General features: G+C 49.5%; 20 protein-coding genes and 1 riboswitch. Of the genes, 2 read left to right on the top strand and 18 right to left on the bottom strand.

All coding sequences use genetic code 11. The features are described from left to right. Nucleotides 1-475 precede the first annotated feature (475 nt). From IEX98_RS23715 to IEX98_RS23690, 6 genes are all read right to left on the bottom strand, one after another. The gene (locus tag IEX98_RS23715; RefSeq protein ID WP_188892157.1) at nt 476-6,631 is read right to left on the bottom strand and encodes an S-layer homology domain-containing protein; all 6,156 of its coding nucleotides are present in this window, start codon (nt 6,629-6,631) and stop codon (nt 476-478) included. 217 nt (nt 6,632-6,848) lie between these two features. Beyond that, nucleotides 6,849-7,376 carry a phage tail protein gene (locus IEX98_RS23710; RefSeq protein ID WP_188892155.1) on the bottom strand — a complete coding sequence of 176 codons (528 nt, stop codon included), beginning with the start codon at nt 7,374-7,376 and terminating at the stop codon, nt 6,849-6,851. A 20-nt stretch (nt 7,377-7,396) separates the two neighbouring features. Then, nucleotides 7,397-7,903 (bottom strand): phage tail protein, encoded by a 507-nt coding sequence (locus IEX98_RS23705; protein ID WP_188892153.1) that lies wholly within the window; start codon nt 7,901-7,903, stop codon nt 7,397-7,399. A 33-nt stretch (nt 7,904-7,936) separates the two neighbouring features. Next, on the bottom strand, nt 7,937-8,449 hold the full coding sequence (locus IEX98_RS23700) for a phage tail protein (protein WP_188892151.1): 513 nt from the start codon (nt 8,447-8,449) through the stop codon (nt 7,937-7,939). A gap of 17 nt (nt 8,450-8,466) precedes the next feature. Then, the gene (locus IEX98_RS23695; protein WP_188892149.1) at nt 8,467-8,763 is read right to left on the bottom strand and encodes a DUF6916 family protein; all 297 of its coding nucleotides are present in this window, start codon (nt 8,761-8,763) and stop codon (nt 8,467-8,469) included. Nucleotides 8,764-8,795: 32 nt separating this feature from the next. Next, a complete protein-coding gene (locus IEX98_RS23690) occupies nt 8,796-9,281 on the bottom strand; it encodes a GNAT family N-acetyltransferase (RefSeq protein WP_188892147.1) in 486 nt (161 codons plus the stop codon). 234 nt (nt 9,282-9,515) lie between these two features. Here IEX98_RS23690 and IEX98_RS23685 point away from each other — a divergent pair, with 234 nt between their 5' ends. Next, the gene (locus IEX98_RS23685) at nt 9,516-10,982 is read left to right on the top strand and encodes a PhoX family protein (protein ID WP_188892180.1); all 1,467 of its coding nucleotides are present in this window, start codon (nt 9,516-9,518) and stop codon (nt 10,980-10,982) included. A 328-nt stretch (nt 10,983-11,310) separates the two neighbouring features. On the opposite strand, the gene IEX98_RS23680 is transcribed toward IEX98_RS23685, so the two are convergent. From IEX98_RS23680 to IEX98_RS23625, 12 genes are all read right to left on the bottom strand, one after another. Next, the gene (locus IEX98_RS23680; RefSeq protein WP_188892181.1) at nt 11,311-11,619 is read right to left on the bottom strand and encodes a hypothetical protein; all 309 of its coding nucleotides are present in this window, start codon (nt 11,617-11,619) and stop codon (nt 11,311-11,313) included. Nucleotides 11,620-11,718: 99 nt separating this feature from the next. Continuing rightward, a complete protein-coding gene (gene queF, locus IEX98_RS23675) occupies nt 11,719-12,216 on the bottom strand; it encodes a preQ(1) synthase (protein WP_188892145.1) in 498 nt (165 codons plus the stop codon). Between the two features lie 33 nt (nt 12,217-12,249). Continuing rightward, nucleotides 12,250-12,978, bottom strand: coding sequence for a 7-carboxy-7-deazaguanine synthase QueE (gene queE, locus IEX98_RS23670; RefSeq protein WP_188892144.1), 729 nt, complete (start codon nt 12,976-12,978; stop codon nt 12,250-12,252). Further along, on the bottom strand, nt 12,971-13,435 hold the full coding sequence (locus tag IEX98_RS23665) for a 6-pyruvoyl trahydropterin synthase family protein (RefSeq protein WP_188892143.1): 465 nt from the start codon (nt 13,433-13,435) through the stop codon (nt 12,971-12,973). Before IEX98_RS23665 ends, queE begins: the two co-directional genes overlap by 8 nt. After that, a complete protein-coding gene (gene queC, locus IEX98_RS23660) occupies nt 13,432-14,091 on the bottom strand; it encodes a 7-cyano-7-deazaguanine synthase QueC (RefSeq protein WP_188892142.1) in 660 nt (219 codons plus the stop codon). Before queC ends, IEX98_RS23665 begins: the two co-directional genes overlap by 4 nt. A gap of 97 nt (nt 14,092-14,188) precedes the next feature. Further along, nucleotides 14,189-14,232, bottom strand: a riboswitch (PreQ1 riboswitch). Nucleotides 14,233-15,863: 1,631 nt separating this feature from the next. Continuing rightward, complete coding sequence (locus tag IEX98_RS23655) at nt 15,864-16,589, bottom strand: nucleoside phosphorylase (protein WP_188892140.1); 726 nt, start codon at nt 16,587-16,589, stop codon at nt 15,864-15,866. Nucleotide 16,590: 1 nt separating this feature from the next. Next, entirely contained in the window at nt 16,591-17,262 is a 672-nt protein-coding gene (locus IEX98_RS23650; protein WP_188892139.1) for a sulfite oxidase-like oxidoreductase, read from the bottom strand. A gap of 22 nt (nt 17,263-17,284) precedes the next feature. Next, a complete protein-coding gene (locus IEX98_RS23645; RefSeq protein WP_188892137.1) occupies nt 17,285-18,208 on the bottom strand; it encodes an ABC transporter permease in 924 nt (307 codons plus the stop codon). Continuing rightward, nucleotides 18,192-19,265, bottom strand: a complete 1,074-nt coding sequence (locus IEX98_RS23640; protein ID WP_188892135.1) for an ABC transporter permease — start codon at nt 19,263-19,265, stop codon at nt 18,192-18,194. The genes IEX98_RS23645 and IEX98_RS23640 overlap by 17 nt, the downstream gene beginning before the upstream one ends. Next, nucleotides 19,258-20,757: an ABC transporter ATP-binding protein gene (locus tag IEX98_RS23635; RefSeq protein ID WP_188892133.1), complete on the bottom strand. Its 1,500-nt coding sequence runs from the start codon at nt 20,755-20,757 to the stop codon at nt 19,258-19,260. Before IEX98_RS23635 ends, IEX98_RS23640 begins: the two co-directional genes overlap by 8 nt. Nucleotides 20,758-20,836: 79 nt before the next feature. Next, entirely contained in the window at nt 20,837-21,877 is a 1,041-nt protein-coding gene (locus IEX98_RS23630; RefSeq protein WP_188892132.1) for a BMP family lipoprotein, read from the bottom strand. A gap of 230 nt (nt 21,878-22,107) precedes the next feature. Then, nucleotides 22,108-22,713 (bottom strand): TetR/AcrR family transcriptional regulator, encoded by a 606-nt coding sequence (locus IEX98_RS23625; protein WP_188892131.1) that lies wholly within the window; start codon nt 22,711-22,713, stop codon nt 22,108-22,110. A gap of 291 nt (nt 22,714-23,004) precedes the next feature. On the opposite strand from IEX98_RS23625, the gene IEX98_RS23620 reads away from it, so the two are divergent. Further along, nucleotides 23,005-24,438 (top strand): DHA2 family efflux MFS transporter permease subunit, encoded by a 1,434-nt coding sequence (locus IEX98_RS23620; RefSeq protein WP_188892179.1) that lies wholly within the window; start codon nt 23,005-23,007, stop codon nt 24,436-24,438. The last annotated feature ends 46 nt before the right edge of the window (nt 24,439-24,484 follow it).

Below are 24,484 nucleotides of genomic sequence, written 5' to 3'. Positions count from 1 at the left end.
GTATTAGGCACGCCGCCAGCGTTCGTCCTGAGCCAGGATCAAACTCTCCATTATACGAGCTTTCAAGCGACCGAGTAGATCGATTGATTGAAAGTCGAGAAAGTTGAATTGCTCATTACTTTGTTTTATCGCTTTTCTATTAATTCGTTAGAATCAATAGGGCAGTTTTGCTCGTTGTTCAGTTTTCAAAGAACAATGTTTTGTTTCGACAACGGATGTTATCTTACCACATCCACTATCTCGATGCAAGCTTTTTTTCAGCTTGTTTGGAGTGTTTCCGCTCTTCACAAAGCTTGTCCTGCTTGCCTCGCCAACCGCGTCTCTCTCGGCCGGAAATAGAATATACCATGGATGACTAGAACATTGCAAGCCTTTTTGTAAAATAAAATCGAAATATGTCGATAGACGCCTTTATCTGTTAGAAAAAGCGCCTGAATCGTCTTTTAAGACGTTCCAGGCGCTTTTCTAGTAATCCCTATTCCCAAGGTGTTAAATCAGCTTGCTTCATAAGACGGAACAGCATCGTTACCGCTTCTGCCCTCGTCGCATGATCGGCCGGACGGAAGCTGCCTGCCGAATCTCCTTTGACAAGTCCAAGCTGTGAGGCTTGCCCCACGGCTTCTACAGCCCAATCTGATATGGACTGACGGTCTTTGAACCCGCCCACCGTTCCGTTGCCTTCCGGCTCAATACCTGCATAACGAAGGGCTCTAACCATCATGATCGCCATTTCCTCACGGGAAACGGTCGCATTTGGACGGAATGTTCCATCATTATAACCATTGATAATAGAAGCAGCCGCTGCTGCGTTAATCGAATCCGCATACCAGCCATTTTCTGCATCAGGGAAGCTTTCCTTGCCAGTGCTGTTAGTTAGACCAAGTACTCGCGACAGCAAGACGGCAAATTCAGCACGGGTAATCGAGCCTTCCGGATCGAATTTGCCTTTATCCTTGCCTTGCACAACGAACATGGAAGAAAGAAGATTGATTTCATTTTCTCCCCAATGTCCAGCCGTATCCTTGAACTGAACCGCTCGATTCACAACGATATACGTTCCGGCAACCCGGTCTTTCGCTTCAGCATACCATTGACCGTCTTTCGAAGTGAATTTCGCAGGAACGAAGCGGAACTCCCCGCTAGCGGAGTCAAAGCGCAGTACAGCAGACCCATACGCTGGCTTCGATGTGCCAAGCGGAATCATACGGTCCACATATTCCTCAAAAGTCGAAAATGCATGCTGACTGCTTTTTCCGTCAATATATCCGATCTTCATTTCTACTGGTCCAGCCAATACTTTGGCTCCAAGGCTTGACAGCTTGGTTTGAATGGCTGTTGCATTAGCACCAGTTGCTGGACCAAGTTCAAATGTAAATGCACTCACCGAACCCGTGCTGCCAAGCTCCCGGCTCGCCTGCTCAATCCGGTTCTTAACCGAAAATTCAATCGACCCTGACTCTGTCATTACTTCGATGACAAGCTTCTCGTTCATCCGCAGAAGTTTATTCAGTTCGGCAACGTCCAGTGCGAATGAAACTTGCTTGTCCTCGAATGACAACGTAACATAACCTGCTTGCACATCTTTGATCGATATCGGTTTATTCAGCTTTATACCATTCACAGTAAGCTGGATATCAAAGAAATCATTCCCGGCTCCTGCTCCGGACCCGCCGCCGCTGCCACTTGGCATTAGGACGGTTACTGGTGCCGCTACCGACAATCCTGCCCATTGCGCAGTCAATACAGCGCTGCCTGAACCGGCACCCTTCAAGTTTGTTCCTTCTACTACAGCTACTTCCTGTTTATCGATCTGATATACAGCTTCAGTTGTAATATCTTTCTTGCTGCCATCCGAATAGCTGGTCTCAAGTTTGATAGCGGTCGTTTGACCAACAATTACACTATAACTAGCTGGACTAAATGCTATTCGCGGCACGACGGTGAAGGAGAGAACCGCATCTGAGCTTCGATTGCCGACCGCGTCAGACGCAACGGCTTTCAATGTGTAATCCCCTTCCGCAAGTCCTAAAATCTCTACAGACCACTTGCCGTCCGCATCCGCAATGTCGGTCGCTACAGCTGTATTCCCGTCAACCGTTACATGAATCGTACTTCCCGCTTCAGCCGTTCCATTAAAAGAAATAGCATCGAAGCTCAGCTTTGTACCGTTTGCCGCTTCAAACCGAGGCGCGTCCGGTGCAGTTGTATCAATAATAATGATAGGCAGTTGCAGGGCAGGTAATGTCATATCCAGCGAATTGCCCGAGCTGTCTTTTATAACGGCGCCATTCAGGCTGATCGACCCAAGGGCAATACCATCATTGTCCGTATCTCCCGCGGCTACCGTATAAGTAAACGTTAATTTATTGCCCGCCGAATTCACAAAAGCTGCGTTCCCGGTCTTGCTTCCTATTGTCAGCGCTAGTACTGGCGAACCGCCCGAGGTATTAACCGTCACCGGTTTATTTAATACCAGGGAAAATACGAGCTCTTTACCTTCGCGATACACGCCGGCTTCTGTCGATTCCACCGATTGAATAGCAGGAATCAAAGCATCCACCTTAATAATCTCTGATAAGGCAGGAAGCGTCTCATTTAATGCATTGCCTGCAGCATCAGTAATAATCGCTTGGTTCAGTTTGATCTGCTTAAGCTGAATACCGTCCTCATCGTGATCACCGCCAATGACCATATACCGGAATGCAAGCTGGCTAGCGCTGGAGTTCACAGCATCGAAAAGAGCTGTCCGTGCTGTTCCGCCCACAAGCAGTTCCAATTCAGGAGTACCTTGCGTCGTATTAAGCGTGACGGCTTCGCTCGTTGGCAGAACGAATGTCAACTCGTCACCAACTGCATAGGTCCCTGATGCACTTGCCGTTACGCCAGTGAAGCTAGGCACAGTGGAGTCAACCTTTACGCTGGTAAGATCATATGCTGCAGTAATTGTAAGCTGTACCGTGTTTCCGTTCTCGCTTACAATCAATCCGCCGTTTGCTTGGACAGCCGTTCCCGCGGGAACATTGACTGTCTCACCGTTTGCATCACCGTTTGCCGGTACATATTTAAAGGTCAATTCCGTTGTTCCGCTGCCCGAATCATAGCTGGCACGGAATGTTTTTGCACCTAATTCAAAAGACAAGTAAGGCGTTCCGCCTGTTGTTTTGACAACTGCTTTATCACTGAATTTGACTATAAAAGACAGCGTTTCGCCTAATTTGTAGCTGCCGCTCGCTGCCGACAGGTTTACGATCTCTGGAACGACCGTATCAATCTTGACGTCGGAAAGGACAGTTGGACTTGGCAGTACCAATGACAGGAGATTTCCTGCTAAATCGGTAATGGTTGATCCGCTCTCGAAGGTTAAAGATACAAGCTCTATCCCGTCCAAATCTTGAACATTTGTCCCTGGTTCATAATCAAATACCAGCTTATCGGTTACTCCGCTAGTACCTGCGTAATCCAAATTGACTGTTTGTCCGGCGACTTTAAGAGATAACTGCAAAGAGCCGCTAGATACTGTTACTGGCTCGCTCAAACGAAGCTCAATTGCAACCGTACTGCCATAGGTGTAGGTTCCTGGTTCCGCATAGACCGATTGAATGAACGGATCCGTCGTATCAACAATAATCCCAGTCATAATCGGCTGAGCCGCAGGCGACAGGTTGGCATCATAGCCAGCCTGATCCTTGATTGAACCTCCATTCAAATCCATTGCTGCAGGCGATGAGAACGAAAGCCCATCGTTATCGGTATCTCCTGCCTGAATCGTGTAGTTGAATTGAAGCTTATTGGTACCTGAACCGGAACTGTAATTGGCATATTCAATCTCGCCGTTTATATCGAAGGCAATTCGAGGAGTTCCGGCAACGGTAACCTTCTCACTATATTCAGCTTGGAAAACGAGCAAGCCTCCTGCCTTATAATAGCCCGGATCCGGGACGTCCAGCTTCAACCATTCCGGCGATTTCGTATCAACTCGGATGCCTGACGTATCAATGCCTGTTGGAATGGTAAGCACGGCCGTATTGCCGGCCAGATCGTTAATTGAACCCCCGTTAAGAGATAGGGCTCCCAAAACAATACCGTCGTCGTCGTTGTACCCTTCCTCAATAGTGAGAGTAAATACAAGCTCCGTCGGCGATTTTTCTGAGGCAAATATGGCGTTAACCGTATCGTCGCCAATTTTTATTGGAAGCTGCGGCACTCCTGTTACCGATACAGTCTCACTGAATTGAACGGTAAATGACAGCTCCTCGTCGATTAAATAGATTCGGTTCGAAGGCAGCTGCACTCCGGTAACAACAGGAGGGACCGCATCAATTATAATACCGCTGGTCGATCCAACACTATTCAGCGTCCTCACTGCAGGCGCATTTTTATCGCTAACTAGTGTTCCTTCATTTAATTCGAGTTCACTGCCAATAGCGATGCCATTCAAATCGGACAGCCCTTCCGCGATCGTGTATCCGAAGGTAAGCTGTCCCGTATTAGAACCGCTAATATAAGATGCTTTCACTTGCGCACTCCCGATTGCCAGCGACAATTGAGGTACTCCCGTTACCTTGACCGGCACGTCGAAGTTTACCATAAAGGTTAAGGGATCTCCTGCCTTGTACGTTCCGCTAGCAGGAACAGAAACCGACGTGACCTTCGGAACCGGCTGAACGGCAGTACTGTCCACCGCTTTGTTGTTACCGAGATCTTCAGCTTCTTCACCGCCGCCAGAAATCGTCGTTTCACTGTCGAGCGTACTCAGGCTGGCGTTATCTGCAACGTCGGCCGTTATCGTTAAGACAGCAGATCCTCCCGGTGCAATTGAACCGGCATAAGTGCATGTCAGGCCTCCGGCCGGGCAACTCCATCCTGTTCCTGCGATGGACTTCGCCGTTAATCCAGCGCGAAGCTGGCTGGTTAACGAGATCGTTCCCGTTGTAGGCATAAGGCCAATATTCTCTACTTTAATGGTGTAGGTCGCATCCTTCTGCCCTTGATAGAAATCGCCGTTATGCGACATTTCTACGGTGAGGTCAGGCGCAACGTAATACTTCAACTCCAGCGTCCCAGTTAACGTATGGGCAACGCCGGCAATCGTTCGATTGACTGTAAACGTAAACGTCGCATCTCCCGCTGTATTGGCTTTCGGTACAACAGTCAACGTACGAGTCTGTCCGGTTCCCGCCAAATCATAGCTATCGATTACAGAGGATGTTTGCTTCGTAAGTGCCATTGCTATTGATGATGTATCACTTTGGAAATCGAAAGGCTGCGAATACGTATTGCCAAATCGCACCGCCTGGCGCTGTCCTTCAAAAGCGCCTGCCGCCGTTTTGCTCACAATGAGTCTTGGAAAGCCCCGCTGATCATACTTCGAGCCGGATGTACCGCCCGCGCTTCTTGCCGGACTGTCTGCTTTCAAGGCATGCGTTCTTGTAAACCCGCCATTATCGGCAAGCGCCTCCAAGCCTGCGTCAGTATCCAACAGGTTTCCGCTGCCGGCCGAGGTTCCTGTAAATACGTCCGACGCTTTATACACAACGTTATGAGTGCTAGTTTGCTGAGAAAGCTTCTTTCCTCCGTCTCCAACCGCTATATCCGCATTGGTAGATGCAGGAAAATTACCTGATACGACGGAGCTGAGAAGCGTTGGAGCTCCTCCAGCGACATAAAGCGCACCGCCTTTTTCCGTATTCGTATTTGCGGAAATGGTTACATGCCTCAAAATCGGCTGCACGGCTTGCGCAGCTTCTACCGAAGTAACGATCGCACTTCCGTATTTCGCCTGGTTGCCGCTAAACGTACTATTTTCTATAATCGTGTTCGCAATATTAATAGACAAAGCTCCAGCATAGCTGCCGATTGCTTTGTTTCCGATAAACGAACTGTCTGCAATTCGCAGCGGACCCGCTCCCGATTGGGAGGCCGGAATGAGGTCAATCGCGCCGCCTGGTTTTTTGCCCGATTGATTTCCCTCGAACGTCGATCTGATGATACTGACTTCAATATCCCCGTCGACATACAGTCCCGCTCCACCGTCTGCAGCTGTATTATTGGATACAATAACCCGGTCGAGAAGCAGCTTGCCGCCATCTAAGCCCGAGACGTACATCCCGCCTCCGTCGCCAAGCGTGTCGCCGGATTTGTTGTTAGCGACCACAACGTTGTACAGCGACAATGTCGATGTTCCCGTATCGGCATTAATGCCGCCGCCCCCATAGAATTCGTCAGGCGCTTGTCCGCCAGTAATCGTCAGCGCTTCAATCGCTACGTCGGCAAACGTACTGTTCAGACTATCATTTATGACGATTGCCCGGCCGCCAGAAGCGATTAGCTTCGTTTTGCTCGCGTCCCCATTGCGGTTTCCTGCGTCGCCAATCAACTTGATGCCCTTATTAATGTTCAGCGGCGTATTGCCGAGATTATAATCCCCGGGAGATAGATTAATAATCTGATAGTTATCTGGACTAGCTAGCGCAGCTCTAAGCGATGCTGCATCCGTTACCGTCGTGGTGTCTCCAGCAGCCGATATCGCTTGCGATATCCCCAAACCAGCGACGGCAATCAGAACGACGGCGATTGCCGCAACTGCTGCATGCTTGAAGCGCTTTGGAAGCCCTGCCCATTGTCGTAACATTATGTTTCCTCCTAAAAGTTTTGCGAAGCAAAACTTGCTTCGTAAGCATACGCTTAGTTTTGCGAAGCAAAACTTAACTTCGTAAGCATAAACCTAGTTTTGCGAAGCAAAACTTGCTTCGTAAGCATACGCTTAGTTTTGCGAAGCAAAACTTAACTTCGTAAGCATAAACCTAGTTTTGCGAAGCAAACTACTCGTAAACATAGACTCTATAAAACTAGGATCGTGGCGGAAATATACCTTGCAGCGCGATGATGAAATTCAACGTTAAATACGGCTGCATGTTATTATGCGGTTGTCCGCCGCCAGCGACTTGAACCTCCATCGGATGCATACTTTGCGTTGCCGGTCCGGCACCATAAATCGCTCCGCTTCTCCTGCCGTGTGTTGCAGTCGGCAGAGCGCCAGCAGGAGCGCTTTGAGGCTCCAGTGAATCAGCGTACTTCACAGAATGGCTGTGAGCAGGCATTTCGTTCGGAAGAAGTGTCACGTTTGATTGTCCGCCGCTTTCGCCTAAATCACGCATCGAGAGACCTGGTCCCTGTCCCGGATGCATAGGGGCGCGGCCTTGCAGATTGGGAAGCCCGAACGTCGATCGGCCATCCCCGCCATAAGTCGTGCCAAGCAGCGAAAACAAAGCCGTGTTTTGGCTGATCGCTAGCAACTGCCCATTACAAAACGCCCAGCCTCTCGGCGGAAAATTACCGGCAAAAATGCGTATTTCTGCTAAAAATTGATCAGACATAATGGACTGCAATACCTCCTTTAATCTCTAGACGGGAATATTCCTGTGATGCAAATACAGAAATTCAAAGTTAAATACGGTTGCATATTGTTATGCGCTTGATTTCCTCCGACATAGTCTGTTACAGCAGCATTAAGCGCCGCATTGATACCGTTTCCAGCCGTATGATAAGCGCTGACAGCAGGGGCCGCCCAGACCGCGTCTTGCGGCGAGCTGCTAGTTGCCGCTGTCGCCTTCCCCTGTAGCGGATGATTATGTAGCGGAAGCTCTTGAGGGGTTAACGTATGTGCAGTTTTACCGCTGGCTTGGCCTTGCACGAAACCCGCTCCAAAATGGATCGGCACCTTCCCTCGCAAATCAGGCAGACCGAAATTGGTTACTCCATCTCCTCCATAAGTTGTTCCTAAGAGGGAGTATAACGCTTGATTTTGATTTATGGCCAACAGTTGCCCGTTGCATGCTGCCCAACCTCTCGGCACAAAATTGAATGTATAGAGCTTAATTTCACCCATATATGGTTGTCCCATTATTCTTCTCCTTCCTTCATCTGTCCGTTAAGATTAGCTTGGATAAACACCATACAGTGAAATAATAAAGTTCACGCAAAGATAAGGCTGCATATTGTTATGCGGCTGGCTTCCTCCAGCCGCTGCCATTGACGAGGCATGCATACTTCCAGTTGACGACGCTCCCGATTGCGAATAAGGAGTTAGTGAAGACATCGCGAGTACCGCATTGGAAGGATTGCTGGTGTTTCCTTGTTCCGCGCGCGCAGCGAGACCATGGTTATGCCGAGGAATTTGCTGCACGGTTAAATTTGTGCTCTCCACACCGGCAGATTGTCCTATTACATAACTGTTCTGCTCATCGTTACCCAAATGAATAGGAATACGCCCCTGCAGATCCGGAAGCTTAAACGTATTAGTCCCGTCCCCGCCGTACGTGGTTCCGATCAAATTAAACAATGTGTCATTTTCCGAAATCGATATTTCTTGCCCGTTGCAAAACGCCCAGCCAGCAGGGGCAAAATTGCCGCCGAACATCCGGATTTCCCCTACATATGGTTGTGACATGATAATCCTCCTTTATATTAATCCTGCGCCAGGCGGCTGAACACCGCTTCGTATCGGGTGCCTTCCGCATCTTGGGCAACAGGAACGATAAATATCGCAACGTCCACTGTCTGTGTCCGCAACTGCAGCGTCTGCTGCGGAATGAAAGGCTGCAGCGGTCCTCGAAATAAGAGTGTAAACTGTTCATAGCCGCTCGTTATTCCCTTATCTTCTACTTCAACAAGCTCTAGTTCAAGCGGCGGCTCGGTTCCAATCACTTGAAAACTGCTGCCAGCTGCCTCCTTATAAAATGACAAAGAAGGTTCCGTCGTCATCACATTTTCCAACCTTTCCTGCTGTTTCCTAGCTATTTTGCTGCTTGTCGCTGTGTAGAAGGCATCCACTTCATAGATGTGTATACCTCTTCGGCCTTGTTCACTTCAAAGCCATGCTTAAGGTAAAGCCTTCGCGCAGCTATATTACTATTGTCCACCTGCAAAAGAATAGGCTGGCTTAAAGAAGCCGCATCCGCCTGCAGCCCTGTCAAGACTTTCGTTCCAAGTCCATTGCCCCTCATATCCGTTGCTAAGGCAATGTCCACAAGTGTGATCGCATTAGCTCCGTAATGAACACGCAATACACCCGCCCGCCGCTCCTCCACGCAAACAATCATGTACTTCGCATCGGGATATGCAGCCGAGTATGATGCCTCCCTAGCCCGGTATTGAAATTGCACCAATTGCTCCGCTTCGTTTGCACCAAATCCCCAGGATGCTATCTCTTCACGCTTTGTAACGGCAAACGTCTCGTAACGGAATGGTTCGTCTTCGAGTGTTGCCGGACGCAAATGCATAATTCCCCTCCTTTTTAGGATGAAACCTAATAGGCCGCCTGTATCTCTTTCACCTAAAAAACTGACATAAACACCGTTGTATCGAGCTTTTTTGCTATATGTACATAGTACATCTAACCTATCGGTTTTGCATCGATTTTTTTACAAAAAATGTTCATAGAATCTCTTAAGTATGCTATCTTATTGCTAGATGGTTTTTTCTAAAAGGACTCGGTTAAATATCGGAGGTTAATAATGGAATCTAAAAAAGAAGTGTCACGACGCTCCTTTCTCGCTTTTCTCGGTTCCGGGGCAGCAGCGCTTGCGGTATCCGCAACCGGTCTTGATCCGCTGATCGGCAAAGCCGAAGCGGCTTCGGCCAAGCTTTCGGCGCCTTCTGCGCTGCCGTTCCCCGCTTTGCAAATTACGTCTGCCGATCAACTGTCTATCGCAAATGGCTATAAGGCGGACTGGCTTGCTGCGGGGACTGAATCAGGCGGACGTTATATCAGCTACTGGCCGGGACAAACCGGGAACGAAGGTACGCTATGGGTTGCCCATACGGACGATGCAGCCGTTCAAAGCAGGGGCGCAACGATCTACAAGATTACGCGACTTGACGATTCAAGCGCATGGACCGTTTCTGAGTCTAAACGCATCAGCACGCTCGACCGTATCGCCCTAACTGGTCCCGCCAAAGGCTCAAAGGCTATACATAATGCAACTGTCGCGCAAGGACTGTGGAGCAACGGTTCCGGCGGACGCACGCCATGGGGTACTGTACTCGCGGGTGAACGCACACTTGATGCGGGTGCTGCTAAAGCGGGCTTGAATCCGCTGTCCGTAGGTTGGATGGCTGAAGCTGACCCGAACGACTCGTTATTTTCCACACGCAAGCATACGTCGCTCGGTCGTTTCGACCACGGCGATGCGGCGATCGCGTTGACACGCGACCGCAGAGTTGCCGTGTATATGGGAAGCGACCGCGCACTGTTCAAGTACATTAGCAATGGCAAATATGATCCTTTGCTAGGCAAAGGAAATTCGGCACTGCTCGAGGAAGGACAGCTCTACGCAGCCGACCTTAGCGGCGGACGCTGGATCCCCTTAACCGCCAAATCAGCGCGGGCCAAGCTGTCGAATCCCGCTTTCCGCATGCCAATCGGCGTTGACCCGCTGCGCGAGGACTTGCTGAAGGCACTACAAAGCGAAGCCGACGTGCTCGCCTATGCGCAAGAAACCGCTCTTGTGCTCGGTGCGACCGCGCTCGATCAATCCGCCGGGATTGCCATCCATCCAGCTGACGGATCGGTATTTATCTCCCAGACCGGCAGTGCTGCTTCCGGAAACGGCTTTGGTACAGTTCTCAGGCTTGTCGAATCCGGGCATGATGCCGGAGCAGACACGTTTGAATCCGATTTAACTGTAGCCGGTGGCCGCCAAGCAGGCTTCAGCTCACCGGACGGTGTCGCCTTCGACTCGGCCGGCCGCCTGTGGCTCTCGTCGCGCATGCCGGCGGAACGCCTCAATAACGGCGCTTATGCACCTTTTGGCAACAACGGTCTGTACGTCCTGACCGCTTCCGGAGCATCATTCGCTAAAGCTGAGCCATTCGCTATTGCCCCGGTTAAGGGTGCGCTATCCGCTCCCGCATTTGGACCAGACGGCACCCTGTTCGCCTCGATTGCGGGCAAGGGCGTTGTCGCCATCCGCAAAGCGTAATAACTTTCAACATATGCAAAGCCGCAGTTTCATCCCGCGTACAACGCGAGTAATGAAGCTGCGGCTTTTTTTGTCTAAATTTCTCACCGGTAACACAAACTGAACTAGAAATATCATTCCATAAAGAAAGGCGGTGAATCTCTATGGCGAAACAACAAGGCCACGGAAACAAAAACACGACGACCAAATCGTCCGACAAAAAAGGAAACGCATCCGGCAACAATCATTAAGGAACTGACCAGTCCGTTCTTAGCGCAAAAAAAACCCGTCGCCAGCTCGTTGCCGAGTGCGACGGGTGTCTCCCATTTCGTTTTATACTAAGCGAAAATTATTTCTTTTTCTTATTTTTATTTTTAGCAGCTGCTTTCACTTTCGAAACGCCGGCATATCTGCTTCTGCTGCGATTACTGCGGCTGCGGTGATGATTATTGTGCTCTCCCTCGTTCGAAACTTCTTCATTATGATAGCAATACTCATAGAGATGTTTCTCGCACGGAACACAATGATGACGGTTCACGACATTAACGCGATGAACAACTTCGACGATTTGCGGATGAAAGACATCATTATACACGGTTACAGGGGGATCATACACCCGAACGGTAGGGCAAAACGGATCGCAAGGACGACAAGACATTTGGTAGGCTCCTTTCCAATTGGTCTAATATAGTATACGGAGAGAGGCCATGCATTGCTTGTGTTAATGCCTTGCGAGACAGTTGTTCCTACCAGCTTTCTATCTGTTATCTACCTTCTCGGGATAGAGATCATGGTTGAACAATCGCTGTTCGGCCATTTGCTCGAATTTGGTTCCCGGCTTGCCATAGTTGCAATATGGATCGATTGAGATGCCGCCGCGCGGCGTAAATTTACCCCACACCTCGATATATCTCGGCTGCATCAGCTCAATCAAATCATTCATTATAATATTGACACAGTCCTCGTGAAAGTCTCCATGATTGCGGAAACTGAATAAATACAATTTAAGAGATTTGCTTTCCACCATCCGGATATCCGGAATATAGGAAATATAGATAGTAGCAAAATCCGGCTGTCCCGTCATCGGGCATAGACTCGTAAACTCCGGACAATTGAATTTGACGAAATAATCGCGATACGGATGCTTATTATCAAATGCCTCCAGAATGGATGGCGTATACTGTGAAGGATATTTCGTCCCTTGATTACCTAACAAACTAATGCCTTGCAATTCCTCTTCTTCTCTTCCTGTCATATGGTAAAGCTCCTCTCTTCTAATAAGCGATTGTCAAACGCCCCGTTTATTGCCCCAAACCCATGCGTGAAGCTGAGGCAGCACCCGGACCGCCTGTAGTTCCTCGCTTTGCATCACTTCGCCGACCAGCCATTCATAGCGGGCGAGCAGCTTGCGGAGCATAATGCCGTTGTCTGTCTCGATCAAGTCGTCATTACCCGATTGCACATAGAACGGTACCGACGGATAGCGGCGGTGAACGTCCACTGCATATTGCAAATCTTCCCGGTTGAAAATAACCACTTTCAAGCTAAACGCGCTCCCGTTCTCCTCGAGCTTGCCAACAAGATCGTCTAGCGCACTCCAGTCGGTCGCCATACCAGAGCTTGGCGGCTTAGGGGAAAGCGTTACATCATCAATATTGAGCAGCCATGGCTGCCAGCGGCTTCCTTGCGTCTCTACTGCTACACGCATGCCCTCTGCATGAAGCAGATCAACTAGCTCCCCCATAGACGGAAGCAGCGCCGGGTTTCCGCCCGACAGCGTTACATGCGAGAAAGCTTCTCCGCCAATCTCTCGCAGCTCAGCCAGCGTCTCCCGGGCTGTCAACATCCGAATCGAATCCTTGCCCGAACCATCCCATGTAAAAGCAGAATCGCACCACGAGCATGAATAGTCGCAGCCGGCCGTACGGACAAACATCGTCTTTTGCCCGATGACCATTCCTTCACCCTGTACGGTCGGGCCGAATATTTCCATGACAGGTATCCGTTTCTCACCCATTCGCTGCCGCCCTCCTGGGACGATAGACGACATAGCTTGACGGCGTCTCGCGTAAATACACTTGGATGCAGACCGGCTTGTTGGCTGTTTTGTCCAAATAAGCTTGAACCAGCTCGCAGATCGTCCGGGCCACTACTTCCGTCGTCGGATAATCGGCTTCGCCGGCGTTCCCATTCTCAGACCTCGATACGCCGAACAAGTCGGCATGATCATTCAATATGCCATGATCGAACCGGTCGTGGATAAGTTTCTTAATCGCTGAAAAATTGACGAGAAAGCCAGAGCTGTCGAGCATATCTCCAGCTATCGTCACATTGGTGAAATACGTATGTCCATGCACGCGTGCGCATTTGCCCGCTTCCTCGGTCGGAATAAAGTGGGCAGCCGCAAAGTGCAAATCTTTGTTTAGTTCATATTGGTAGGGATGCGGTGTTTGCGGATAAATCTGCTGCATCATTCTGCAGCACCTGCTTTCGCGAGATAACGCTCCAGCCCTTGGCGCCGCAGCTTGCAAGCGGGACATTCTCCGCAGCCGTCAGCTATAACGCCGTTGTAGCAGGTCAGTGTCTTCCCGCGTACGAACTCAAAGGCGCCAAGCTTATCGGCCAACTCCCACGTTTCTGCTTTATCCAGCCACATTAATGGCGTCTCAATAACAAACGGATAATCCATCGACAAATTCAACGTTACATTTAACGATTTAATAAATACGTCCCGGCAATCCGGGTAACCGCTAAAATCCGTCTCGCATACACCCGTTATGATTGATTTTGCCCCAATCTGCTTCGCCAGCACCGCCGCAAAGCTAAGGAACAATAGATTACGTCCGTCTACGGACGTCGTAGGTACTCCGTTTTCCTGCTCCTCGATTGCGATATCCGCTCTCGTAAGCGCATTTGGCGCAAGCTGATTCAAGAGCGACATGTCCAGCACATGATGCTGCACCCCTAGCTCCGCAGCGATGGCCGCGGCGCATTCAAGCTCCAGCGCGTGCCGCTGTCCGTAATTGAACGTCACCGCCTGCACTTCCTCATACCTCTCCAGCGCCCAGAACAGGCAGGTCGTGCTGTCTTGTCCGCCGCTAAAAACGACGATTGCTTTTCCTTGTTTCATTTCTTGATCTCCTCCCTTTTGTTGAGAGAGAGATTCCCCGAACGATACTGATTTTGTCCATAAAATGAAAAAAATGGATCACCAAAGGAGAGCCATTTCTTCCTTAGTTTTTTATAGAGGGAGTTCGCGAACCTCTCCTGCGACGGAAAATGTACAATACGCCGCAGCATTTATTCAATTGTACTACCGCATCATATCACAGCTGCTCATCGGGGAACAAGGCTTGAAACAACGCGGCTGGACTAACAAGCTGCGGGGCTGATGCTCATTGCGCGGATTTCGGTGCTGCCTGCTGCTTCTTATTCAAAGCTTACTTCGCTTACTCGACAATCCTGCGGGCTGACGCTCATTGCGCGGATTTCGGTCCAGCCTGCTGCTTCTTTTTCAAAACTTGCTTCTCTTCCACGACATTCCTGCGGGCTGACGCTCATTGCGCGGATTTCGGTTCAGCCTGCCATTCTTCTCAAAACTTTCTTCGCTTACTCAACAATCCTGCGGTCTAGCGCTCATTACGCGGATTTCGGTCCAGCCTGCCATTCTTGCTTCCATCACTATATTCGCTATCGCGCTATATGATGGATAGAAGCTGCAAAAAGTCAGTCTGCACTCGAATCCGCTCCATTTGCTCTAAACCGCTCCTTCCAATTCCAATGCCTAGACTGCCATTGAAGCTTTATAGTGAAGCAAATTGCTGCAACACGCTATTCTCTACTGGCTAGCGCCTCCAACTAACTTTACGATTTCTCCAACGAAGCTCATTCGCTATTTAGTGAACCCCGCTTCGTTGTACACATTCGTTTGAGGCCGCAACAGTCGTTTAGCGAAGCCAGTTTCGCTTTCCGTGAACCCAGGTTCTCCATTTGCGAAATTTAATTCGCTGTCCTCTCGGTTGAACCACCTTACCTGCTAATTAGCGAAATTGCCTTCGTTGATTTGCGAACCCGCTTCGCTAAAAAACAAATCCTAAGAAAAACTATCTAAACCCCGATATCATTCAGAAATGGAAGCAATACCAAAACAGTAACTATTACTTAAAAACAACAAATCCCATCTAATAGCAGATAAAAGTTACTCCGAGCGTTGTGACTAATCTAGCAGCAAGTTAGTTATACGAACGCACCATCAGCAGGTGTATGAGTGAATGGAGCGATTCGAGTTCAGCCTGACTTTTTGCAGCTTCTATCCATCTCCCTATCGCGGAAGCGATTAGGAGATGCGAAGCAGTGGCAGGCTGGACCGATTTGCGCAGTGAGTTAATGTTCTAATAGTAAGCATGTGAGCGAATGAAGCGATTCGAGTTCAGCCTGACTTTTTGCAGCTTCTATCCATCTTCCTATCGCGAAAGCGATTAAGAGATGCGAAGCAAGAATGGCAGGCTGGACCGATTTGCGCAGTGAGCGATTATTGGTTGGCTGTTGCTAGTAAGTGAGCGAATAGAGCAATTCGAGTTCAGCCTGACTTTTTGAAGCTTCTATCCATCTCCCTATCGCGAAAGCGATTAAGAGATGCGAAGCAAGAATGGCAGGCTGAACCGATTTGCGCAATGAGCGATTAATGTCCTACTAGTAAGCAAGTGAGCAAATGAAGCGATTCGAGTTCAGCCTGACTTTTTGAAGCTTCTATCCATCTCCCTATCGCGAAAGCGATTTTGGAGAGGCGAAGCAAGAACGGCAGGCTGAACCGAATTGCGCAATGGTCGAATGCCTTTGTTCATGCACACAAAAAAAAGGCGTTGCAGCAAGGTTTCTCCTTGCTGCAACGCCCCTATCCTCTTATGCTTTTGCAAGCTTCGCGATTGATTTAAGCGCAGCCGCAATCTCCCGCTCTACTGCATCCGCAACGACATTCGTATGCGGATCGTAATCGGCTGCTAGGTCGGAATCGGCATAGCCGTCCAGCGCCAGAATCGCTCCTGCACGCACGCCGCGCAGCGAAGCCACGACATACAACGCCGCGATTTCCATCTCAACCGCGAGAACACCTGCCGCCTTGTATTGCTTGTGCGGAATCTCAACCACGCCGTTGAAGAACACATCAAGCGTTACCGTGATCCCTTTCTTCACGATGCCTCCCTCAGCAGTTGCCGCCTCGTACAGCGCAGCAGTTACTTCGCTGTCGGCTACGGCAGGGAAGCCGCTCGGTACGAGCTGGCTCGTCAAGCCTTCCGCGCGAACAGCCGCAGTGCTGACGATCAAGCTGCCGGCTGGATGATCAGCGGAGTAAGAACCCGCAGTACCGACACGGATCAGCGTTTTCACACCGCCGCGAATGAGCTCCTCGAAGCAAACCGCAGCACCGGGGGAACCAACACCATGACTGACAACGGCAAGACGGACACCGTCATATTCACCGACAAAGGTGCGGTACTCGCGGCTGAATGCCAATTCGCGGGCATTCGTAAGTTTGCCGGCGATTTTCTCAGCACGGAATGGATCGCCGCATACGATCGCAAACGGCGGCAAATCTTCGGATTGAACCTGTAGTATAGACAACAGCATATTAATCAAACTCCTTATGAACCCATTCGTCTTCCGGTATATCGATCGTCTCACCGGAGAACCGCTGCTCGCGGAACGGGTCTGCGTAATTGTGGAAACCATTGCGTTCCCAGAAGCCAGGACGGTCTTCCTTCATAAATTCGATGCCGCGAATCCATTTCGCGCTTTTCCAGAAATACAAGTGCGGCACAACTAACCGAAGGGGCCAGCCGTGCTTGTCCGTCAACGGCTCGCCGTCAAAGCGGTGAGCAAGCATGACATTGTCCAGCAGCAAGTCCTCGAGCGGCAGGTTTGTATCATAGTTCTCATCCGCATGGATCATTACATATTTGGCATCGGCATGGACGCCCAGCAGAGGCAGAAGATCGATAAAACGAATGCCTTCCCATTCCGTGTCCAGTTTCGACCAGCGGGTCACACAGTGAATATCATTCACTTGCTTCGTCTGGGGCAAGGCCATCAGATCATCAAAGGTAAAGGTCCGCTCCTCCGCCACTTCCCCGAACACGCGAAGCGTCCAGGTCGACAAGTCATATTTCGGCACATCGCCCTCATGAAGAATAGGAAACCGCTCCGTAATCGTCTGGCCCGGCGGTATGCGGTGAGCAAGCTCCGGCGCCACCTCCGCAACCCGAACTGGCGCTTTTTTTAATCGTTCAGCCTTCTTGTTCATGTCTGTGTCATCCTCCTATAGCTTAACGGGAGCTCTCATTCGCTTTACGCGCTTCCTGCATATAGCTTTTGTCTTTAAAGAAGAACATCGCAACAATGGTAACGAGATAAGGCAGCATCATCGTAAAATGAACCGGTACCGAAAAGCCTTGAAGTCTCGTGCTAAGCGCATCCATCAAGCCGAAGAGCATGCTTGAGCCGAGTACGCCAAGCGGACTCGATTGTCCTAGCATCGTGGCAACCAGTGCGATGAAGCCACGGCCGGCTGTCATGCCTTCGGTAAACATCGTAACTTGGCCAAGCGAGAGCTGTGCGCCAGCCAGCGCGCAAAGCACGCCGCACATCAGAATAGCGCCGTATTGAATACGGGTCACTTTGATGCCAAGGCTTTTCGCCGCAGTTGGATTCTCGCCCGCTGCCAGCAGACGGAAACCGGATACGGTTTTGAATAAATAATATTGCAGAACGAATACAAGCACGATAGACAGGTAGACGAGCGGCGAATGACCAGAGATCACATCGCCAAGCCATGGAATATCTTTTATCAACGGAATATCCCATTTCGGCAAGCCAACCATGTCCTTATCGTAGAAAGCACCTTTTACATTGAAAATAGCCCTTAAGGAGAAGGTTGTCAGCCCGGCCGCCAAAAAGTTCAGCGAGATACCGACAACGATAATATTCGCCTTGAGATGAATACTCATATATGCCATTAGCGCCGAGAACACCGACACGCATACAATCGCAAACAAGACAGCAAGCCATACGTTGCCGGTCAAATGATTGCCTACAATCGCCGCGAAAGCGCCGATTAGAATCAAGCCTTCCAGACCGACGTTAAACAATCCAACGCGGGAGCATAATGCGCCGCCTAGCGCCGCCAGCAAAATCGGCGTGACCATACGGAGCGTCGATGCAAACAAAGAGACATCAAACAGCTGGTCCATTGGAAGCCCCCGCTTTCTTTTTCTTCTTCTTGAAATAAGAGTACGTAAATCTTGCGGATATAAATAAAATAAGAACCGCTTGAATGATGCTGGACACTTCCAGAGGAACGTTCGTATTGCGCTCCACACCCATGCCACCGGTCTGAAGAGCCGCCAGCAGAATCGCAGCAAGTGCTGTTCCCAGCGGATTTGATCCCGCTAACAGCGTAGCCATAATACCCGACCAAGCATAGCTCGGAGCCGTTAACGCATTGTCAAGATACCGGTACTGTGTGCCGAGCACCTCGCCTGCACCTGCCAAGCCGGCAAAACCGCCGCTTGCCAGCATGCTGTAGATCATCATCTGACCGCGTTTGACACCGCCGTACCCGGCAAAGAGCGGATTTCCGCCGAGCATCCGGACTTCATAGCCGCCAACCGTATGGCGCATGAACAAAGCAAGCAATATAGCCCCTGCAGCAGCAAGGATAAAACCGGCATGCAAGCTCATGCCCGGGAACAGCTTAGGCAGCCAAGCTGCCTTGTCGATCATAACGGTCTGTGCCATCGCCGCAGAGCCCGATTTGTCTTTAAGCGGATAGGAGACGATATATCCGGCAAACAGCACCGCTACATAGTTCAGGAGCAACGTTGTAATGAGCAAATTCATTCTAAACTTGGCGTCAAGCCAACCCGCGAGAGCAGACCATAATCCGCCAGCAACAATGCCTGCGACCAGTGCGGCAATAAGCTTCAACCATCCTGGTCCCGGCAAATAAATAGCTGTAACTGCCGCACTCAATGCGCCCAGCACCATTTGGCCTTCTGATCCCATATTGAAAAATCCGGCGCGGAAAGCAAGCGCAACGCCTAGACCGATCAGAATAATAGGCGTGGCCCGGCTAAGCGTATTAGTGAAGAAGTAAAAGCTGCCAAACGCGCCCTTCCACATTTCGCCGTATGTCTCGAATATAGAGCCCCCGACAACTGCGATGGCAATAGCACCAGCGATTAAGCCGACAATAATGGCCAAAAGCGGCTGAAGCAGCGCACGCGCCGTATTTTTGAGATTATCCAACCGCTTTTCCTCCTGCCATTAATAAACTGATTTGCTGCTCGGTCGCGGATTCCGCCGGCAGCTCGCCTACAATTCGGCCTTCATTCATAACAAGAATGCGATCCGAGAGCTTCAATATTTCAGTCAATTCCGAGGAAACGAGCAGGATCGCACCTTGCTCTGCCCTTTTCTTCAGCAGCTCGCCATGAATGATTTCCATAGCGCCAACATCCACGCCGCGCGTAGGCTCTGCCGCTATGAGAAACGGAGTCTTCTGCGCCAGCTCCCTGGCAACAATGAGCTTCTGCAAGTTACCGCCCGACAGATTTTGTGCTTTCGTATAAATCGAACCCGTCTTTATGCCAAACAGCTGTACCCAGCCGCTGACTAGCTTACGAATTGCCGATCCGCGAAGAATGCCGTTGCGCTGATATTTGCGATAATGTCCCATAAGACCGTTTTCCAATACGCTTGCCCCTTTGGCAACGCCCCATTGGTAGCGGTCCTCCGGAATATGCGCCATGCCGCGTTCGCGAATCGTCCGGACGGACTGCCCCTTCATGCTTTCGCCTAGCAGCAGCACATCCCCCTCATCCGGCTTCAACAAACCCGAAACGGCTTGCAGCAGCTCGGACTGACCGTTGCCGGATATACCGGCAATGCCGACAATTTCGCCTTCCCGGACATGCAGGTTCACATCGTTAAGCGCCGGATTCAGTTGATTGCCCCGAATCGTCAGTCCTTTAACCTCCAACACCGTTTTACCCGGCTTTGGCGTTTCCCGAATCATATCGACAAGGTCTCTGCCGACCATCAAACGCGAAAGCTCCTCAACGTTCGTATCCTCGGCGTTAACCGTTCCCGTTACGCGGCCGTCGCGAAGCACGGTAATCCGATCGGCCACTTCCATAATTTCTTGAAGCTTATGGCTGATGAGAATAAAGCTTTTGCCTTTAGCCGACAACGCTTTAATTGCTACAAGCAGTTCTTTCACTTCCAGCGGCGTCAAGACAGCAGTTGGTTCATCGAGAATAATAATTTCCGCGCCTTGATGAAGCACTTTCAATATTTCGACCCGCTGTTGCATACCGAGTGAACAGTTCTCAACCTTTTGCCAAGGATCTACCGGCATCCCATATTGACGGGCAAGCGCTTCCGTCTGGGCAGCGGCTTCCTTGCGGTCGAAGCCTACAGCCTTCGAGGGTTCTCGGCCAATGACGATATTTTCAGCTACTGTAAATGACGGAAACAGCATGAAATGCTGATGCACCATGCCGATTTTGCTGCGGATCGCATCCGTCGGGCTGCTGAAAAACTTTTCCTCGCCCTGAACGGTAATCGAACCGGAGGTTGGCGTTTCCATGCCGTATAAAATACGCATCAGCGTCGTTTTTCCAGCGCCGTTCTCCCCTACAAGCGCATGGATTTCACCCGCACGCAGCGAGAAGTCGACTTCCCGGTTAGCGGTAACGGCGCCGTAAGACTTTGTTATTTTGTCCAATTGCAGCAGCATAACATCGCTCCTCCCTTTTTTATGTAGGCAACAGGAAACCGGCTGCGTTCAGCAGCCGGCAGTATTTTACTATTTTAACCTACGGAGTTTGTACTACGATTTTACCAGAAATAATATCTTCTGCAATCGCCTTAACTTTGTCCACCGTCTCTTGGCCAATGAATGGGCTCAGTTGGGACGTCGTCTCATTCGTAATAAATGTAACGCCTACGCCTTTTTCTTTCAAACCATAGTCAACCGAAGAGAATTCGAAGTTGCCGCCCACGAAATCTTTAACCGTTTCGTAAGTTACAGTATCTGTACCTTTCAATTGCGACAATACGATATGCTCCGGATCGTCAAGTGTACGGTCGATGTCTTGTCCAGAAGCGTACAAGTTTTTCTCTTTCGCTGCTTCGAACACGCCAAGGTCGCCTACTGCGGACATGCCGGCTACAAAGTCAGCTTTTTGCGAGTATTGCAGCAATGCAAGCTCTTTCGCTTTCGGGGAATCCACGAAGCTGCCTACATAGTTAATAAGGAACTTAGCATCTGGGTTCGTTGCTTTCAATCCTTGTTCAAAACCAGAAGTATATTTCTTCAACAACGGCGTGTCCATAGCTACAACTGCGCCTACAACGTTTGTTTTCGTGGACAGGCCAGCTGCTGCGCCAAGCACATAAGCTGCTTCTTGCTCACGGAATTTTACGCTGCGCACATTAGGCAGATCAACCGTCGTATCGATAATCGCGAACGGCTTGTCCGGATTTTCAGTAGCGACTTTCGTCAAAGCATCTTCTGCTTGGAAAGTTGCTGTAATGATCAGGTCATAGTTTTCAGCAACAGTAGCACGCAGGTTTTGCTCCAGCGCAGCCGGGTCAGTCGATTCAATCGTTTTTACTTCTACGCCGAAATCTTTACCTGCTTTTTTCAAACCTTCGTCCATCGTTGCAAAAAACGGGTTAACGCCAATTTTTTCAGGAAGAACAAGTGCGATGCGTTTTTTCTTGCCGCCGTCATTGCCTGCTCCAGCGCCATTCTCGCCTGTACCTGCGTTGTTGCCTTTGTTATTAGAACCGCATGCAGCAAGTACCGCTACGATTACTAACATCGTTACAACTAATGATAATGTCTTTTTCATTGATTCAAGTCTCCCCTATTCCTTCTGTCTAATTTTTATTTAATTCCATCTTACCACAGTTGTATTGTCGGAATAAATCTTTTTATTTCGATTTCGACAAATTACTTATCTATTCTACAGTATTTTGTCGAACTGTGGCTAAAAGAATGCATCATTGCCATCATTTTGTAACAATTGAATACGTTTTTATTTCAATTAATTACCATTTCCGGCCTTTGCGATCATTCCATCTAATTAGTATCCGGTAATTGCAGCCGAAACAGTAACGAAAGCTGTTTCGCGAGAAAAGCCGGGGTGTAGGGCATATCTTCGCGAAGCCAGTACACGATCGTTCCTATAAAAGCCGAAGAACCATACCAAATTGCAATATCTGTAGGCACGCGGGTTGCCGAAACCACTGCGGCTGATTCTCGTTTCTGGGCTCTCTCGGTGATGAGCTTAATCATCAGATTCATCAGATTATCCGTAAATACCGGAATGCGTTTTGAAGCGAGCAGTACTTTATAAAATTTTGAATGGTCGGCAATATGCTCGATCAGTTTTTGCATTTTGTACAAGATGGGCCAATCTTTGTCTCTGACAGGAGATTCATTTGATGCATCATTTAAGATCTCCTCAATTTGCTGAATCATATCATCCGCTATCTTTTCCACCATGTCCGGAATATCCCGGTAATGAAGATAGAACGTAACACGATTGATCGTTGCACGTTCCGCAATCCGATTCACCGTTATTTTTTCCAGCTCAATATCCTGCAGCAAATCAATAAAAGCCTCGCGAATCAATTGGCGCGTGCGGAGTACTCGCGGATCGGTTCGGGGTGAAGTTGTTGACATGTCCTATCCTTTCCCCTCAGCTAATCTATACGACAGTTGAGTGCCGGTTTGTAAATTATTGTTCCACTATACGACGATTTACCTGCTGCCGTAAACTATGAAACATTTTCAGCAAAGCTGTTGCTTGTAGATTATAAAGGCGTTGATTATAATTTATAACGCTAAGTTAACTATGCAACAAAGTGTCTATTAGTTTCAATTCATCTAGATTTATGAAGGGATTTGAGTATTGTGAGTAATCATTCAGCCTTTGACAGCAGTTCAATTAAAAAAGGCCCCTTGTTGTTCGTCATGATTCTTGGCGCTTTTATCGCTGTACTGAATCAGACCATTATGGGAGTTGCGACCCCCGAGCTGATGGCTGACTTCCAAATTGCAGCGTCTACAGCCCAGTGGCTGACAACTGGTTATATGCTGGTAAACGGAGTGCTTATACCGATCACAGCGTTCCTCATGCAGCGGTTCACGACACGTGAGCTGTTCCAGGCTTCCATGACGATATTCCTCTGTGGAACCATCGTATCGGCTCTAGCGCATAGCTTCGATCTCTTGTTGGTCGGCCGTCTGATTCAAGCCGCCGGAGCCGGTATTATTATGCCGTTGCTCATGACAGTCGTTTTAACCATTTTCCCGCCAGATAAACGCGGTGCGGCGATGGGAATGGTCGGTTTCGCTATTATTTTCGCGCCTGCTATCGGGCCTACGCTCGCAGGTTATGTGATGGAACATTATTCATGGCGTACGATGTTCTATGGGATGATTCCGTTCGCGGTTATTATTATTGCGATTGCCTTTATTTATTTGAAGAATGTGTCTGAACGCAGCTATCCCAAAGTCGATGTCATCGGTGTTATTCTCTCGACTATCGGTTTTGGCGCTATCCTGTACGGCTTTAGCAGCGCCGGAGGCAAGGGCTGGTCAAGCGCGGAAGTACTTGTATCTATCGCTGTAGGGGTCGTTTCCCTGGCTCTCTTCACCTGGCGGCAGCTGGTCTCCGAAAGTCCGCTCCTTGATCTTCGGGCATTCAAATACAGCATGTTCTCCTTGACGACCGTTATTAATATCGTCGTCACAATGGTTATGTATGCGGATATGATGCTGCTTCCGCTATATTTGCAAAACGCCCGCGGATACACGGCTATGGAGTCAGGACTCCTCATGCTTCCCGGTGCGCTTCTGATGGGCTTCATGATGCCAGTGACCGGAAGACTATTCGACCGTTTCGGAGCGAAATGGCTGTCCATTATCGGACTGATCATTACCATTCTAACTACGATTGGCTTTGTCAATCTGACGGATTCTACAAGCTATACCTATTTGGTACTGATGTCAACAGGACGGCGCTTCGGGATGGCTATGTTCCTGATGCCGATTACAACAGCCGGACTAAACCAGCTTCCTGCACGGCTCAATGCACATGGTACAGCAATCTCCAACACCATTAAGCAAGTAGCCGGCGGAATTGGCACCGCATTGCTTGTCACGGTAATGACAACAAGCACCAAAACTCATCTTACGGAAATGATGACCTCAGGCGCTGCGGATTCCAAGGAGCATATGATGATGGAAGCGAGTATTCAAGGGATTAATGATGCATACCTCGTCATTATTGGCATTGGCGTTGTTGGTCTGCTCCTATCCTTCTTCATTAAACGTACGGGTCAAGCTGAAGAACCAGATACAACCCCGGCATCCCTGAAACGACAGCAAGCTACGGAAGCTTAATGGAGTAATTTCTACTATAAAAAGAGCTTTTCCGCTTATTCAAGCC

This window comes from Paenibacillus radicis (ex Gao et al. 2016), assembly GCF_014641555.1.
Classification (GTDB): Bacteria; Bacillota; Bacilli; order Paenibacillales; family Paenibacillaceae; genus Pristimantibacillus; species Pristimantibacillus radicis.
The sequence above is the reverse complement of the archived record's forward strand: the minus strand, read 5'-3'. Positions and strand labels throughout refer to the sequence as shown.

What these genes read in the sequence shown, in the direction of transcription:
- IEX98_RS23715 (WP_188892157.1), bottom strand. Translation starts at nt 6,631, where the DNA reads ATGTTACGACAATGGGCAGGGCTTCCAAAGCGCTTCAAGCATGCAGCA.
- IEX98_RS23710 (WP_188892155.1), bottom strand. Translation starts at nt 7,376, where the DNA reads ATGTCTGATCAATTTTTAGCAGAAATACGCATTTTTGCCGGTAATTTT.
- IEX98_RS23705 (WP_188892153.1), bottom strand. Translation starts at nt 7,903, where the DNA reads ATGGGACAACCATATATGGGTGAAATTAAGCTCTATACATTCAATTTT.
- IEX98_RS23700 (WP_188892151.1), bottom strand. Translation starts at nt 8,449, where the DNA reads ATGTCACAACCATATGTAGGGGAAATCCGGATGTTCGGCGGCAATTTT.
- IEX98_RS23695 (WP_188892149.1), bottom strand. Translation starts at nt 8,763, where the DNA reads ATGACGACGGAACCTTCTTTGTCATTTTATAAGGAGGCAGCTGGCAGC.
- IEX98_RS23690 (WP_188892147.1), bottom strand. Translation starts at nt 9,281, where the DNA reads ATGCATTTGCGTCCGGCAACACTCGAAGACGAACCATTCCGTTACGAG.
- IEX98_RS23685 (WP_188892180.1), top strand. Translation starts at nt 9,516, where the DNA reads ATGGAATCTAAAAAAGAAGTGTCACGACGCTCCTTTCTCGCTTTTCTC.
- IEX98_RS23680 (WP_188892181.1), bottom strand. Translation starts at nt 11,619, where the DNA reads ATGTCTTGTCGTCCTTGCGATCCGTTTTGCCCTACCGTTCGGGTGTAT.
- queF (WP_188892145.1), bottom strand. Translation starts at nt 12,216, where the DNA reads ATGACAGGAAGAGAAGAAGAGGAATTGCAAGGCATTAGTTTGTTAGGT.
- queE (WP_188892144.1), bottom strand. Translation starts at nt 12,978, where the DNA reads ATGGGTGAGAAACGGATACCTGTCATGGAAATATTCGGCCCGACCGTA.
- IEX98_RS23665 (WP_188892143.1), bottom strand. Translation starts at nt 13,435, where the DNA reads ATGATGCAGCAGATTTATCCGCAAACACCGCATCCCTACCAATATGAA.
- queC (WP_188892142.1), bottom strand. Translation starts at nt 14,091, where the DNA reads ATGAAACAAGGAAAAGCAATCGTCGTTTTTAGCGGCGGACAAGACAGC.
- IEX98_RS23655 (WP_188892140.1), bottom strand. Translation starts at nt 16,589, where the DNA reads ATGCTGTTGTCTATACTACAGGTTCAATCCGAAGATTTGCCGCCGTTT.
- IEX98_RS23650 (WP_188892139.1), bottom strand. Translation starts at nt 17,262, where the DNA reads ATGAACAAGAAGGCTGAACGATTAAAAAAAGCGCCAGTTCGGGTTGCG.
- IEX98_RS23645 (WP_188892137.1), bottom strand. Translation starts at nt 18,208, where the DNA reads ATGGACCAGCTGTTTGATGTCTCTTTGTTTGCATCGACGCTCCGTATG.
- IEX98_RS23635 (WP_188892133.1), bottom strand. Translation starts at nt 20,757, where the DNA reads ATGCTGCTGCAATTGGACAAAATAACAAAGTCTTACGGCGCCGTTACC.
- IEX98_RS23630 (WP_188892132.1), bottom strand. Translation starts at nt 21,877, where the DNA reads ATGAAAAAGACATTATCATTAGTTGTAACGATGTTAGTAATCGTAGCG.
- IEX98_RS23625 (WP_188892131.1), bottom strand. Translation starts at nt 22,713, where the DNA reads ATGTCAACAACTTCACCCCGAACCGATCCGCGAGTACTCCGCACGCGC.
- IEX98_RS23620 (WP_188892179.1), top strand. Translation starts at nt 23,005, where the DNA reads ATGATTCTTGGCGCTTTTATCGCTGTACTGAATCAGACCATTATGGGA.